Below are 15189 nucleotides of genomic sequence, written 5' to 3'. Positions count from 1 at the left end.
AGGAGCCTGACGTGTATCGCGTTGGAATTGACGTCGGCGGCACGAATACCGATGCCGTTGTGTTGCAGGATAAAACCGTTCTGGCGGGGGTGAAGGCCTCCACGACAGAGGATGTGACGTCCGGTGTCATCGAAGCCCTTGAAAAGGTCATCGAGGCGTCGGGCATAGACAGGGCGCGCATCGGCGCCGTGATGATCGGCACCACGCATTTTACCAATGCGGTGATCGAGCGCCGGCATATGGACGAGGTGGCGGCCATCCGTCTCGGCCTGCCTTCCGGCGCCGGCCTGCCGCCCATGGTCGACTGGCCGGATGATCTCCGGGAAATCGTCGGCAACCACGGTTATCAGGTGCGCGGCGGTTACGAATTCGACGGCCGTGAAATTTCCCTGCTCGATGAGGACGAAATCGTCCGCATCGCTGCCGATATCCGCGCCAAGGGTCTGAAGGCCGCTGCCGTCACCTGCGTTTTCAGCGGCATCAACGATGCGATGGAGCTGCGGGCGAAGGAAATCCTGCAGGAACGCTGCCCCGGCCTGCCGGTGGTCATGTCCAAGGATATTGGCCGTCACGGTCTGCTTGCGCGTGAAAGTGCTGCAATCATGAATGCCAGCCTGCTGTCGCTGGCCGACCGCACCGTTGCGGCTTTCGGCGAGGCGCTGAAGGCTGCGGGCATCACCTGCCCGTTTTATATTACCCAGAACGACGGCACGCTGATGGCGGCGGATGTGGTGCGCGGTTTCCCCGTGCTCACCTTCGCGTCCGGCCCGACGAATTCCATGCGCGGTGCTGCCTTCCTCACCGGCCTCAAGGATGCCGTCGTGGTGGATGTCGGCGGCACAACGTCCGATGTCGGCTCGCTGTCGCACGGTTTCCCGCGTCAGGCCTCTACCACGGTGGATATTGGCGGGGTGCGCACCAATTTCCGCATGCCTGACGTCTTCTCCATCGGTCTCGGTGGTGGTTCGCTGGTGGTCAATGGCGACCACGGCCTGACCGTCGGGCCGAAATCCGTCGGTTATCGTGTTCGCCGCGAGGCGCTCTGCTTCGGTGGCTCGACCCTGACGGCGACCGATATCGCGGTTGCCTCCGGCAAGGCCGATGTGGGCGAGAAGGCGCTGGTTTCCAGCCTCGACAAAAAGCTCGTGGATGCGGCGGTCGACAAGATCAATGACATGCTTGAGGCCTGCGTGGAGCGCAGCCGCATCTCGTCGTCGCCGGTGCCGGTGATTGCCGTTGGCGGCGGTTCCATTCTGATGCCGGATCGGATCGGTGACCTCGAAGTCATCCGGCCTGAGAATTTCGCGGTGGCCAATGCCGTCGGCGCGGCCATTGCGCAGATCAGCGGCGAGACCGACCGGGTCTTCTCGCTGGTGGACGGACGCACGCGCGAGAGCGCGTTGGCCGAGGCGGAAGCGGAGGCGCGCGAAAAGGCGATTGCCGCCGGTGCAGTTGCCGAAACGCTGGAAGTCATCGAGCGCGAGGACATGCCGCTTGCATACCTGCCCGGCAATGCCACCCGCATTCATGTGAAAGTTGTTGGAGAAATGGGAGCCAATCATGGCTGAGACACGCAAGCTGAAATATGACGAAGCGGCATTGCGGACGCTGACCCGTGAAGATCTCGACGCGCTGGAAATCGGCGCCGGCATTCTCGGCACGGGCGGCGGCGGTAATCCCTATCTCGGCAAGCTGCTGGCGCTGGAAGCCATGAAGGCCGGTTACGAGATGAAGATCCTCGCAACCGACGCCATCGAGCCGGATGCGCTCTGCATGTCCATTGGCGGCATCGGCGCGCCTGTCGTCGGTGTCGAGCGTATTCGCGAAGGCCGCGAAGGCCTGCGCTGCCTGCGGGCGATGGAAGAGCTGATCCGGAACCCGGTCGACGCCATCGTCTGCGAGGAAATCGGCGGTTCCAATTCCATGAACCCGCTGGTCACTGCGGCGCTGGGCGGCCTGCCGATCCTCGATTGCGACGGCATGGGCCGGGCATTCCCGGAAATGCAGATGACCACCTTCTCCATCTATGGTCATAGTTCCACACCGTCGGTGATGTGCGATCTGCACGGCAATGCCGTCATTTTCAGCCATGCCGTTTCCGAAGTCTGGCACGAGCGCATGGCGCGCGCCTGCGTCGTTTCGCAGGGCGGCGGCGCGATGTTGGCGACCGCGCCGATGCAGGCGCATTACGTGCACCAATACGGCATTCCGAAAACCTACACCAAGGCGATTGCCATCGGTGAGGCGGTGATCCGCGCCCGCAAGCAGCAGGAAGACCCGATTGCCGCGGTCTGTGCACTGGAAGGCGGAAAGCGCATCTTCAACGGCAAGATCACCGATCTGAAGCGCCACCTGCGCGGCGGTTTCGCGGTCGGCGATCTTACGCTCTCCGGCTTCGACGATTGCGCGGGCCAGACGGCGGGCGTCGCCATCCAGAACGAATTCCTGCTGTTTTCCCGTGACGGCAAGGTGGAAGTGACGGTTCCCGACCTGATCGTCCTGCTCGATGTCGATACGGGTTATCCGATCACCACCGAAGTGCTGCGCTACGGCCAGCGTGTGGCCGTCATCGCCATCCCCTGCCACGACCTGCTGCGCAGCGCCCGCGCGCTTGAGGTCGTTGGGCCGGCAGCCTTCGGCTACCCGGACATTCCTTTCTCACCGCTGCCCGTTCCGGTCAGCAAGGCTGCCTAACCATAAGCGGGGCCAATGCTCCGCAATAAAGAGGAGAACGATAATGAAAATGCCTGTACTTTCTTCCCGTCTCGCCGCGCTGGCGCTCGGCACGGCGCTTGCGTTGCCGTTTGTTTCTTCCGCAGCCCTTGCGGAAGACAAGGTGTCGGTCGCAGTCAATACCATGCAGATATTCAGCTCGCTCGACCCGGCGAAAGTGACTGATTACACCGGCTACATGGCCATCGTGAACATGTATGACGGTCTGACCACGGTGAACGCCAAGGGCGAAATCGTGCCGCATCTGGCGAAATCCTGGGAGATTTCGGAAGACGGCCTGACCTACACCTTCCACCTGCGCGACGATGCGAAGTTTCAGGATGGCACGGCGGTGAAGGCTGCCGATCTTGCCTGGTCAATCCAGCGCCTGCTCGGCATCAACAAGGGTCCTTCGAACCTCATCGTCGGCGTGCTGAAGCCCGAAAACGTTACCGCGCCTGACGATGCCACGCTGGTCATGAAGATCGAGCGCCAGTTCTCGCCCTTCATGGCGGCAACGCCGCTGATGATGGCGATGAACAAGACGCTGATCGAAGCCAATGCCAAGCCCGAGGACAAATGGGGCGAGGCCTATGTCGGCGAACATTCCGCCGGCTCCGGCCCCTACAAGCTGGTCAGCTACAACCGTTCCGCCGATATGGTCATCGCCCGCAATGCTGATTATTTCCTCGGCTGGACCAAGGGCAAGCCGATTGACGAAGTGCGCTTCGTGCAGACCAGCGACGACGCCACCGTCAAGGCGCTGGCGGAAAAGGGCGAACTCGGCCTTTCCTCGCACGGGCTTGGCAACGACACCTATGAATCCATCGGCCGCATGACGGGTTACAAGCTGATCCAGACCCGCACCGCCGGCGGTTTCGTCATCAAGCTCAACACCAAGGTCTATCCGACCGACGACGTTCACGTTCGCCGCGCCATCGCCTATGCGACCGACTACAAGACGATCCAGGAAGTGATCTATCCGGGCTTCGATATGAAGGGACCGCTCTCCGACGCGTTCAAGGACGCGCATAACGGCGATATCCAGCCCGGCGTCTATGATCTGGAGAAAGCCAAGGAAGAACTCGCGAAGTCGAAATATGCCGGCCAGAAGATCACGCTGGTCAATAGCTATGTCGCTTCGCTGGCATTCGAGGCGGAAGTGGCGCTGCTTCTGCAATCCAGCCTCGAGCAGATCGGCATCACGCTCGATATCAAGCCCGAGCCGTGGAACCGTATCGTCGAGCTGTCCTCCAAGCCGGAAACGACGCCGGCATCGACGCAGGTGAACATCTCGCCGACCTATCCGTCGCCGGACGCGATGTTCTACAATCAGTATCACTCCAAGGCATCCGGCACCTGGATGTCGATGGAATGGCTGCAGAATGCGGAAATCGACGGCCTGATCGACAAGGTCCGCGCCACCACCGATGTGAACGAGCAGAACGCCACCTACAAGGAACTGCAGACGAAGATCGCCGATCTTCAGCCTGACGTCTGGGCCGTTGCGCCGAACCGCCGTTATGCGGCGAACAAGTGCCTTCAGGGTTACGAGTTCATTCCCATGCAGAGCTGGGACCTGAACTTCTCCAATTTCCATTGGGACTGCAAGGCGGAGTGATCTCCGCCTCATGAAAACCGGCCCCGCCACAAATGGCGGGGTTGGCCAGACTTGGAACTTCAAAGGGAAGGAGCATCGCCTGCGGCCGGAAAGGCTGTGGCATGCCCGAGGATGACGCATGATCCAGGAATTTTCCGAAGACGATATCGAACCTCTGGCCACCGGCGCCTGGATTTTGGGAACCGGCGGCGGCGGCAACCCCTATATCTCGACGCTCAACCTGCGCCGTCTTTATGCCGAGGGCAGGCGGGTAAAGGTCATGGACCCCATGGCGCTTGCCGATGACGATATGGTTGCCGTCGTCTCCAAGATGGGTGCGCCGCTTGTCGGTCAGGAGCGGTTGGGGGACCCCGTGCATCTCGCCCGCGCCGTCGAGGTGATGGAGGATTATCTCGGCAAGCCGTTCCGGGCGATCATGAGCGTGGAAATCGGCGGCTCGAATGCGCTTTCTTCTTTCCTCGCCGCTGCCGTGCTCGACCGGCCGGTCGTGAATGCCGACGCCATGGGACGCGCCTATCCCGAAGCGCAGATGACATCCTTCGCCATCGGCAACCTGCCGATGTTTCCGCTGTCGCTGGTGGATGTGCGCGATAATGAGGTGATCGTGACGCGGGCTGCCTCGTGGAAATGGATGGAGCGCATCTCGCGCAAGGTCTGCACCGAAGTCGGCTCCACCGCCGCCACCTGCAAGGCACCGCGCACCGGCAAGGAAGTCAAGGAATGGGGCATTCACTACACCGTCACCAAGGCGACCGAACTCGGGCGCGCGGTGATGGCAGCACGTGCGCGCCATGACGATCCGGTTCAGGCGGTTCTCGACCACGAGGGCGGAAAGCAGCTGTTCCGCGGCAAGGTGGTGGATGTCGCTCGTGAGACCACCGGCGGTTTCCTGCGCGGCAGCACGACCATTGAAGGTATCGATGCCGACCGCGGTTCGCGGATGGAACTCGCCTTCCAGAACGAATGGGCGGTCGCCTTCCGCGATGGCCAGCCGGTCGCCATGACGCCGGACCTGCTCTGCCTTCTCGACACGGTTTCCGGCGGCGCCATCGGCACGGAATCGGTGCGTTACGGCCAACGCGTCACGGTTGTCGCCCTGCCGGCGCCGGAGCTTCTGACGACACCTGCCGGCATCGCCGCCGTCGGCCCGCGCGCCTTCGGTTATGACATTGATTTCAGATCGGTATTCCCATGAAACGCATCGGTATTGACGTTGGCGGCACCAATACGGATGCCGTTCTGATCGATGGAGACAGCATCGTCGCCTCCATCAAGGTTCCGACCACGCAGGATGTCCTCTCCGGCGTCAAGGCGGCGCTTGCCCATGTGGCGAGCCATGTCGGCGCGGCAGACCGGCCGATTGATGCGGTGATGATCGGCACCACGCACTTCACCAATGCGGTTGTGGAGCGCGCCCGGCTGGAGCGGGTTGCTGCCATCCGTATTGCGCTGCCGACAGGTTCTTCGCTGCCGCCGATGTGTGATTGGCCGAAGGATCTTCGCGAGGCCGTCGATCCTCTGATCTTCATGGTGCATGGCGGCCATGAATATGACGGCAGTCCGCTGGTGCCCATGGTTCCAGATGAAATCCGCGAAGCGGCGATGAAAATTCGCGATGCGGGCATCACCTCCATTGCCATTTCCGCGACCTTCTCACCGCTGACGACGGAGTGCGAGGTGCGGGCGGCGGAAATCGTCCGTTCTGTGATCCCTGATGCACGCATCACGCTTTCCCATACGCTTGGCCGCATCGGGCTTCTGGAGCGAGAAAATGTCGCTCTCCTGAATGCAGCGCTGCAAACGCTCGGCAAGACCACGGTTCAGGCATTTTCGGATGCGCTGCGCGAAGCGGGCGTAAAAGCACCGTTCTATCTGACCCAGAATGACGGCACGGTGGCGCTGGCGGATGTCGCCGCCGCGAACCCCGTGCACAGTTTCGCTTCCGGCCCGACGAACTCGATGCGCGGTGCTGCCTTCCTCACCGGACTTTCCGATGCCATGGTGGTGGATGTCGGCGGCACCACCTCCGATATCGGCTGCCTTGTCGGCGGTTTTCCGCGCGAGGCGAACAATATCGTCCATATTGGCGGGGTGCGCACGCTCTTCCGTATGCCCGATCTTCTGCCTATTGCGCTCGGCGGCGGCACCATCGTCGACCCTGAAACAGGCAAGATCGGCCCGCGCTCGGTCGGTTATCGCATCCTGACGGAAGCCCGCGTTTTCGGCGGTAAGACGCTGACGACATCGGATATCGCCGTTGCCGCCGGCCTGATCGAGATGGGTGACCGCGACCGTGTAAAAGACCTCGATCGGGCTTTCGTGCAGGCCTCGCTTCAACGCATCCGCGATATGGTGGCCGACAGTTTCGACCAGATGAAGACATCGGCCGAAGACGTGCCGCTGGTTGCTGTCGGCGGCGGGGCGTTCCTGATCCCGGAGACGGTCCCGGGTGCGTCGGAAGTGCTGCGCGTGGAAAATGCCGGCGTTGCCAATGCGCTGGGTGCGGCGATGGCGCAGGTTTCCGGCGAGGTGGATCAGGTGTTTTCCGGCCTGAGCCGCGATGAGGCTCTTGCGAAGGCCGAGACCGAGGCGCAAAACGCTGCGGTCGCATCCGGTGCGGAGCGGGCGAGCCTCAAGACGCTTGAGGTAGAGGATATTCCGATCGCCTATCTGCCGGGCGGCGCTCGCAGAGTGCGCGTGCGGGTCATCGGCGATATCGCCTTTCATTGATGGTAAGAGGCCCTGCGGGAGTGGGGTGACGAGGGAGTGAGCACATGACGAAGATCGCACTGGCCATTCACGGTGGTTGCGGCGTGATGCCGGAAGACAGCATGACTTCAGAGGAGTGGGCTGCTGCGCGCAACGATCTGGCCGCGGCCCTGCGTGCCGGTTATGGCGTGCTGAAGGCTGGCGGAACGGCGCTTGAAGCGGTTGAGGCGGCGGTCGTCGTCATGGAGGACAGCCCGCATTTCAACGCCGGCCACGGGGCGGCGCTCAATGAAAACGGCATTCATGAACTCGATGCCTCGATCATGGACGGCGCGACGCTGGCGGCGGGCGCGATCAGCGCCTCCCGCGCCATTCGCAACCCGGTAAAGGCGGCCCGTGCGCTGATGGCGGATGAGCGTGCCGTCTATCTGACGGGGGAGGCGGCCGACCGTTTCGCAAAGGAAAAGGGGCTCGCCACCGAGCCTCAATCCTATTTCACCACCCAAAAGCGCGTGGAGGCACTTGCGGCGATGAAGCGTCATGCTGCCACGGGCACGGAAGCCACTGAGAACGAAAAGCACGGAACCGTCGGCGCAGTTGCGCTCGATGCGATGGGTCATCTCGCGGCGGCCACTTCGACCGGCGGCTACACCAACAAGCCGGATGGCCGGGTGGGCGACAGCCCGGTGATCGGGGCCGGCACCTATGCGCGTGATGGGGCCTGTGCGGTCTCCGGCACCGGCAAGGGCGAGTTTTTCATCCGTTATGTCGTCGGCCACGAGATCGCATCGCGTGTCGCCTATCTCGGGCAGGATCTGGAGACCGCCGCCGGCGATCTGGTCCACAGGGATCTGGCGCCCTACGATATCGGCGCGGGCCTCGTCGCAATTGATGCTGAAGGCGGCATATCCGCGCCCTATAATACATCAGGCATGTTTCGCGGCTGGGTGACTTCCTCGGGAGAGGCGCGTGTGGCCACCCATGACACGGTCTATGAGGTGGAATTGTAACCGGCGACCGTACCGGCTAAGTGGTGGCGTTAAAAAAACCGGTGACATCAAGGTCTATCGGCGGCAAAACGTCTGAACCGAAACCGGCTCGTCTCTTCACCCATGGTGCTGGCCTCATGAACATCAAGCAGCTCGAAGTCCTGCGCACGCTTCTTTCCACCGGCTCCACCATTGCCACAGCCAAGGCCATGGGGCTCAGCCAGTCCGGTATCAGCCGGCTTCTGGCGCAGCTCGAGGCGGATTTGTCGCTGACGCTGTTTGCCCGCGACAAGGGGCGGCTGATACCGACGCCGGAGGCGGTGCTGCTTGCCCGTGATGCGGAAAACGTGCTGCTTGCGGTCGATCGCATGTCCGGCCACGCCGAGGATTTGCGCAATGGCGCGGCCGGCCCGGAAATCGTCCGCATCGGCCTGCCGAGCAGCATGTGGGAAAATTTCGCGCCCGCCATGCTGATCGACTATGTCAGGGATTTCCCGGGTGTTCGCATCGAGACTTTTTTCGAAACGACGATCGCCATCAACAAGCTCGTCGGCGAGCGGGTGATCGATCTCGGTTTCCTGCGGATGGAAGGAGAGATCGGGCCGGGCATCGATGTCGAGCGTGTCGCGACCGGCAAGAGCGTCTGTGTGGTGCGGGAGGATCATCCCTTGGCCGAGCTTGATGAAATTACCGTCAAGGACCTGCGCAATATTCCGCTCATCCTGATCGGCCGGCAGCGGCCGAACCGCATGGCGCTCGATCAGGTTTTCAAGAAGGCCGGCGTCAAGCCGATGGTGAAGATCGAGACCCACACCAACAGCTCCGCCTGCGCCTATGTCGCGCATGGGCTGGGGGTCACGATCATCAGCAGTTTTTATGCGAATCTTTACCGGCACCTTCCAGTCGTCGCCCGGCCTTTCATCCCGCAGTCAACGCAGGAGTTCGGTCTTGCCCGCGCCTCTGGCGCCCCGCTGTCCATCGCCGCGCAGGCGCTCAGCGACGCCTTGAAACAGCAAATCCAGCTTTCGCAGAAAACCGACTGAAAACAGGATTTTTCGCGGAAGTCCTCATTGTCCGTGTCAGGATGAAACGCGCCATCATTCTGCATAGATATATGACGTTTATGCATAATATTGCGACTTATTTATCAATCCGTCATAGTCACCAACAACGAAACCGATAGAGGCGGGATGTCATTCCCGGCCATCAATCGTGGGGAACCGATGATAAGATTCATACTGAGCCGTCTTTTGATGGCGCTGCCGACGATCGCATTCGTGTCGATCACGGTCTTTGCGCTCATCCGCTTCATTCCGGGCGATCCGGCTGCCCTGATGCTGGGCGACATGGCGCAACCGGAACAGATCGAGGCGATGAGGACCGAACTCGGCCTCGACAAGTCCATGCCGCAACAATTCGTCATCTGGGCCGGCAATGTGGTGCAGGGCGATTTCGGCCGCTCCATCGTCAATGACGAAGCGGTGCTGCCGCTGGTGGTCTCGCGCTTTTTCGTCAGCGCCGAGATCGTCGTGGTCGCCGTGCTGCTCGCCAGCCTGATTGCGGTTCCGGCGGGTGTTATCGCCGCCTGGAAACAGAACAGCCTGACCGATCTTGCACTGGTGGGAACGGCGACCCTGCTCCTCTCCATCCCGACATTCTGGCTGGGTCTGCTGCTTCTGTTGTTTTTCGGCCTCAAGCTCGGCTGGCTGCCGGTGCTGGGATATGTGTCGATCAGCGACAATCTCGTCGGTGGCATGCTTTATCTTGTCCTGCCTGTCATGACGCTGGTGATCCATGAAATGGGCGTCCTGATCCGCATGGCGCGCGCCTCCACGCTGGAAGTGCTGCGGTTGGATTACATCACCCACGCCCGCGCCAAGGGCCTTTCGGAGAGCGCCGTCCTCTGGCGGCATGCCTTCAAAAACGCTTTCGGTCCGACCTGGACGATGATCGGCCTCATCCTAGGCAATCTCCTTGGCGGCATCGCCGTCATCGAGACGGTGTTCACCATTCCCGGCCTCGGACGGCTGATGGTCGACAGTATTTTTGCCCGCGACTATCCGGTCATTCAAGGCTGCCTGCTGTTCGTCTCGCTGTCCTATGTGCTGGTCAACCTGTTCGTCGACCTTCTTTATCCCCTCTTCGATCCGCGTGTGGTTGCCGAATGAAAAAGTTCACACTTAACGGGCTTATCGGCGGCTTTCTCATCGCCCTCCTGCTCATCACCGCCGTAACCGGCCTGTTCTGGACGCCCTATGATCCGATGAAGCTCGGCTTTGCCTCGCGTCTCGCCGCACCCGGTCCGAGCCATCTTCTCGGCACCGACGAATTCGGGCGCGATGTTTTGAGCCGTCTGATGGTTGGTGCGCGCGCCAGTGTCTGGATCGGCTTCCTGACGGTCAGCTTCGCGACAATCTTCGGTACGCTGATCGGCCTTGTCAGCGGTTATGCACGCGGCTGGGTGGATGGCGTCATCATGGCCATCAACAATGCGCTCTTGGCCTTTCCGGGCATTCTGCTGGCGCTCGGCCTGCTCGCGGTTTTCGGCGCGAACCAGTATGGCATCATCTTCGCGCTCGGCATCGCCTATACGCCATCCATGGCCCGCGTGGTGCGTGGCGCGGTGCTTTCCCTGCGTGAGCGGGAATTCATCGAGGCGTCGCTGGTGATGGGCAATGGTGAGATCTACACCATGTTCCGCCACATCCTGCCCAATTGCATTGCGCCAATCACGGTTCTTGCCACCTCCATGTTCGGCTGGGCCATCCTGTCGGAAAGCGCGCTCTCCTTCCTCGGCCTTGGCGTGCCGCCGCCGGCGCCCACCTGGGGCAACATGCTGGCCGCCGGCCGTCCCTTCATCCAGCAGGCCGTTTGGCTCGGGCTTTTCCCCGGTCTCTGCATCGCATTGACGCTGCTTGGCATCAATCTTCTGGGCGATGCCCTGCGCGACAGGCTTGACCCGCGCATGAGAGGTCTCAAATGACGGATAATACACTTCTCACCGTTCGCGGCCTTTCGCTCGAAGTCGCCAGAACCGGCCACCGGGTGGTCAAGGATGTCTCCTTCGATATTGCTGCGGGCGAAATCTTCGGCATCGTCGGCGAAAGCGGCTCGGGCAAGACGCTCGCCACCCGCGCTCTCATCTCGCTTCTGCCGCCGGCCATCGCCGTCACCGGCGGGTCGATCATCTACAAGGGGCAGGATGTTATGTCCCTGCCGGTGAAGGATCTTCGGCGTCTGCGTGGCGCGGAGATCGGCGTCGTGTTTCAGGAGCCGATGACCTCCCTCAACCCATCGATGACGATCGGCCGGCAGCTGGAAGAGGGGCTGATCCTCCACACGAAATTGTCGCCCGAAGAGCGCCGCGAGAAAATTCTCGACATGCTGCGCCGGGTCGGCATCCGCGATCCCGAAGGTGCGCTGACGGCCTATCCGCACGAGTTTTCCGGCGGCATGCGCCAGCGCATCATGTTGGCCTCGGTCATGCTGCTGAAACCGGCCCTGCTGATCGCCGATGAGCCGACGACGGCGCTTGACGCGGTCATCCAGCGCGATGTCATGGAACTGATGGTGGAACTGACGCGGGCGGAAGGCACAGCCGTTCTCCTCATCAGTCACGATCTGCCGATGGTGGCACGTTATACCAGCCGAATCGTGGTGATGGAAAAAGGCACGATCGTCGAACAGGGCCGCACCGAGGACCTGCTGGACGCGCCGCAGCACCCCTATACGAAGAAACTTCTTTCCTCCCTGCCGTTCCGCGGCGAGCCGCGCAGCATCGATACATCCAAGGCGCCAATGGTTTCGGCCCGCGATATCGTCGTCGATTATGCCGGCCGCAAATCCCTGCTGAAAAAAGCCAAACCGAAGCGGGCGCTGCATGGCGTCAGCATCGATATTCATGAGGGCGAGGTCGTGGCGCTTGTCGGCGGCTCCGGTTCCGGCAAGACCACGCTTGGCCGCACCATTGCCGGGCTCGTGCAGGAGAGCGAAGGACATATCCGCTTTCAGGGCCGCGAGCGCAACGAGGACTGGAAGGATTATCGCCTGAATTGCCAGATGGTATTTCAGGATCCCTATTCCTCGCTTGATCCGCGCATGACCATTCAGGCGCTGGTGGAGGAGGCGCTGCGCCTCGTGCCTGACCTCGACCAGGCCGCCAAGCGTAAGCGGGCGCTGGAAACGCTGGAGGAAGTCGGGCTCGGCGCCGACTTTGCAGCCCGCTATCCCCACGAGCTTTCCGGCGGCCAGCGCCAGCGCGTGGCGATTGCCCGCGCCATTGCCCGCCGCCCGCGGTTCCTGATCGCCGACGAACCGGTCTCCGCGCTCGACGTGACGGTGCGGGCGCAGGTGCTCGATCTCTTTTCCGATCTGCAGAAACGTTACGGTTTTTCCTGCCTGTTCATCAGCCACGATCTCGGCGTGGTGGAGCAGGTGGCCGACCGTGTCGTCGTCATGCAGGACGGCCGCATCATCGAAGAGGGTGACCGCGACACGATTTTCGACAGCCCGAGAGAGGCCTATACGCGCCGGCTGCTCTCGGCCATTCCCGCCCTCGACCAGAATGAAAAGGGCGGCGTGACACTGAAATGGCGTCTGGAAGATGAAGTTTAACAGGAAGATGACAATGACTGTGGCTGCCCAACTGAATGCGATCTGCGATGCACAGCCTTTCGTGACGCGCTTCATGGTGCGCAATCTTCTGACCGGCGAAGAGATCGGGCGGGGAGAAAACGAGGAGACGCCATCGGGCAGCACCCGCAAGACGTCGATCATGATGGCCGTGCTCAAGGCCGCCAGCGAAGGGCGGATCGATCTCGACCAGCCCGTCACCTATGAAAAGCGGCTGGCGGAAGAGGTCGCGAGCGGCATGTTCCGTTACATGACGCCGGGCATCGTCATTTCGCTGCGCGATGCCGTCGCCGGCATGATGGTGCTCAGCGACAATGTCTGCACCAAGATGGTGCTGGAGAGACTGACGTTGGAAGAGGTGGACGGCTATTGCAAATCGCTCGGCATGGCCAATACCCATCACCGTTTCCTCATCCCACCGCTGGCGCTGGCGGCCGACCATCCGTTGAAAACCGTCACCACCACCTCGGCGGCGGATCAGGTGCTTCTGCTGCAGACAATTCTGGATGCGCAATCTTCGTCGGAGGCGCAGGCAAAGCTCGGTTGCAGCCCGCAATTGTGCGAGTGGGCGATGCAGACGCTGAAGAACCAGATTTTGCGGTATGGAATTCGCTCCCGCCTGCCTTTCGAGGCCGTGGTGGCGAGCAAGAGCGGTCGCGGCAAGCGCGGGCGCATGGATGCCGGCATCGTCTACAGAAACGGCGCGCCGTCCTTCATCATCACCACCTATACCGACGAGGTGCCGCAAACCATGCCTGATGGCACGCCGGGCTATACCATCGCGCTCGAAACGATCGGCCGGCTGGCACAGGCCTGCTGGGACGGTTTTCACCAATGATAATCAACGACAACAAAGAGGGTAGAACAGTGAAAAAATTTCTTCTTGCAGGCGTTGCCCTGCTGGTAACGGCCAATATCGCGGCGGCCCGCGATATCACCATCGCGCAAAGCTCGGATCTGCGCAGCAGCAATCCCGGCGTGAATCGCGATGGCAATACGGACGGGGTTATCCTGCACATCGTGGAAGGCCTTGTCGGTTATAACAATGCCGGAGAGGTGAAGCCGCTTCTGGCCGAAAGCGTGGAGGTTGCAGCTGACGGCCTGACCTATACGTTCAAGCTGCGCAAGGATGTGAAATTCCACAATGGCAAGCCGCTCACCGCAGAGGATGTTGCCTGGAACTGGGCACGTTATCTGAAGCCGGAAACCAAATGGGCATGCCTCAACGATTTCGCCGAGGGTGGGGCAGCACACGTCACCGGCGTCAAGGCCAGCGATGCATCTACGGTTGAGATTACCCTTGAAAAGCCGTCAGCCGTTTTTCTCGGCCTCATGTCGCGGCCGGAATGCGGTTATACCGGCATGATCTCGCCGGAATCGGTTGCTGCCGATGGCAGCTTCGTCAAGCCGATCGGTACCGGTCCGTTCCAGTGGGACGAGTGGAAGAAAGGCGAATATATCCGCCTCGCCAAATTTGCCGATTATGTTTCGCCGGCAAATGACGGTAAGCCTGACGGCATGGTCGGCTCCAAGCGGCCGCTCGCCGATGGCATCAAGTTCATGGTTATTCCCGATGCTTCGACGGTGAAGGCGGGCCTTGAATCCGGTGTGCTCGACACGGCTGAGATTTCTCCCGATCTCATTCCGGAGTTCAAGACCAATGAGAAGATGCAGCTCATCGTTGCCCGCAACAACGGCAAGAACCTGTTCTACATCCAGACCCGCGACAAGGTGCTGAGCAATCCCGGCGTGCGCCGCGCCATGGCGATGGCGCTTGATCTCGATGAACTGGTTGCTGCCGCATCGAACGGCACGGGTGAAGCCAATGGCTCGATGGTCTCGCAGGACTCGGTCTATTTTGACGAGACCCAGAAGAAGCGCCCGACCTATGACATTGAGGCGGCGAAAAAGGAACTGGAGGCCGCCGGTTACAAGGGCGAGCCGATCTCCATCATCGCCAACAAGCGTGGCAACGTGCCGAGTTTCCCGGCCGCCGTCATGGCGCAGGCCATGATGCAGCAGGCGGGTCTCAACGTGCAGATCGAGGTGCTGGATTACGCCACGCAGGTCGACCGCCGTCGCTCCGGCAATTATCAGGTGATCTCACAGTCGGTCGCCCCGCGTCTCGACCCGGCGCTGATGTATGCCTTCTATGTCGGTAACAAGGACAAGAACGCCTCCTTGATGTGGGACGATCCGAAAGCGATCGAACTGATGAAGGCGGCATATGTCGAGGCCGACCAGACGAAACGCCAGAAGATTTTCGACGAGTTCCACGAACTGATGCTGAAGGAAATGCCGGGCATCTTCCTCTACGACATGGTCGATGTCTGGGGCGCCACGAAGAAGCTCAAGGGCCAGCCAGTCTGGCAGTCGAACGCCCGCCTCTGGGAAGTCTCGGTCGACAACTGATCCAATATGCCCGCGTCGGCAGCAAAATCCGGCGCGGGTCTTTTCATCATAAAGCGTAAGGGTTTGGTGGTCCCCTCCGCCGAAGCGCTTGCGTGCGCCCGAAAAGGGCGAGAA

Annotated in this window: 12 protein-coding genes; all 12 read left to right on the top strand. The window is 61.4% G+C overall.

Annotated features, from left to right (window positions below; genetic code table 11):
• The first annotated feature begins 11 nt into the window (after nt 1-11).
• The 12 genes from AGR13A_RS16395 (at nt 12) to AGR13A_RS16340 (ending at nt 15075) form a co-directional block, all read left to right on the top strand.
• Nucleotides 12-1568 (top strand): hydantoinase/oxoprolinase N-terminal domain-containing protein, encoded by a 1557-nt coding sequence (locus tag AGR13A_RS16395; RefSeq protein WP_035221395.1) that lies wholly within the window; start codon nt 12-14, stop codon nt 1566-1568.
• Nucleotides 1561-2694 carry a DUF917 domain-containing protein gene (locus tag AGR13A_RS16390; protein WP_035221052.1) on the top strand — a complete coding sequence of 378 codons (1134 nt, stop codon included), beginning with the start codon at nt 1561-1563 and terminating at the stop codon, nt 2692-2694. The genes AGR13A_RS16395 and AGR13A_RS16390 overlap by 8 nt, the downstream gene beginning before the upstream one ends.
• 43 nt (nt 2695-2737) lie before the next feature.
• Nucleotides 2738-4333, top strand: a complete 1596-nt coding sequence (locus AGR13A_RS16385) for an ABC transporter substrate-binding protein (protein ID WP_035221049.1) — start codon at nt 2738-2740, stop codon at nt 4331-4333.
• A 118-nt stretch (nt 4334-4451) separates the two neighbouring features.
• Nucleotides 4452-5528 (top strand): DUF917 domain-containing protein, encoded by a 1077-nt coding sequence (locus AGR13A_RS16380; RefSeq protein ID WP_003524597.1) that lies wholly within the window; start codon nt 4452-4454, stop codon nt 5526-5528.
• Entirely contained in the window at nt 5525-7063 is a 1539-nt protein-coding gene (locus tag AGR13A_RS16375; protein ID WP_080837577.1) for a hydantoinase/oxoprolinase N-terminal domain-containing protein, read from the top strand. The genes AGR13A_RS16380 and AGR13A_RS16375 overlap by 4 nt, the downstream gene beginning before the upstream one ends.
• Before the next feature lie 44 nt (nt 7064-7107).
• Complete coding sequence (locus tag AGR13A_RS16370) at nt 7108-8052, top strand: isoaspartyl peptidase/L-asparaginase family protein (RefSeq protein ID WP_080837574.1); 945 nt, start codon at nt 7108-7110, stop codon at nt 8050-8052.
• A 116-nt stretch (nt 8053-8168) separates the two neighbouring features.
• Nucleotides 8169-9074 (top strand): LysR family transcriptional regulator, encoded by a 906-nt coding sequence (locus AGR13A_RS16365; protein WP_035221042.1) that lies wholly within the window; start codon nt 8169-8171, stop codon nt 9072-9074.
• Nucleotides 9075-9254: 180 nt separating this feature from the next.
• Nucleotides 9255-10199, top strand: coding sequence for an ABC transporter permease (locus tag AGR13A_RS16360; protein WP_035221393.1), 945 nt, complete (start codon nt 9255-9257; stop codon nt 10197-10199).
• Nucleotides 10196-11014, top strand: a complete 819-nt coding sequence (locus AGR13A_RS16355; protein ID WP_046801390.1) for an ABC transporter permease — start codon at nt 10196-10198, stop codon at nt 11012-11014. Before AGR13A_RS16360 ends, AGR13A_RS16355 begins: the two co-directional genes overlap by 4 nt.
• Nucleotides 11011-12645, top strand: coding sequence for an ABC transporter ATP-binding protein (locus AGR13A_RS16350; RefSeq protein ID WP_080837571.1), 1635 nt, complete (start codon nt 11011-11013; stop codon nt 12643-12645). The genes AGR13A_RS16355 and AGR13A_RS16350 overlap by 4 nt, the downstream gene beginning before the upstream one ends.
• Before the next feature lie 13 nt (nt 12646-12658).
• Nucleotides 12659-13501 carry a serine hydrolase gene (locus AGR13A_RS16345; RefSeq protein WP_167377573.1) on the top strand — a complete coding sequence of 281 codons (843 nt, stop codon included), beginning with the start codon at nt 12659-12661 and terminating at the stop codon, nt 13499-13501.
• Between the two features lie 29 nt (nt 13502-13530).
• Entirely contained in the window at nt 13531-15075 is a 1545-nt protein-coding gene (locus AGR13A_RS16340) for an ABC transporter substrate-binding protein (RefSeq protein ID WP_167377572.1), read from the top strand.
• The last annotated feature ends 114 nt before the right edge of the window (nt 15076-15189 follow it).

The organism is Agrobacterium genomosp. 13 str. CFBP 6927, assembly GCA_900012615.1.
Taxonomy (GTDB): domain Bacteria; phylum Pseudomonadota; class Alphaproteobacteria; order Rhizobiales; family Rhizobiaceae; genus Agrobacterium.
Note: the sequence above shows the minus strand (reverse complement) of the source record. Positions and strands in the feature narration are given on the sequence as shown.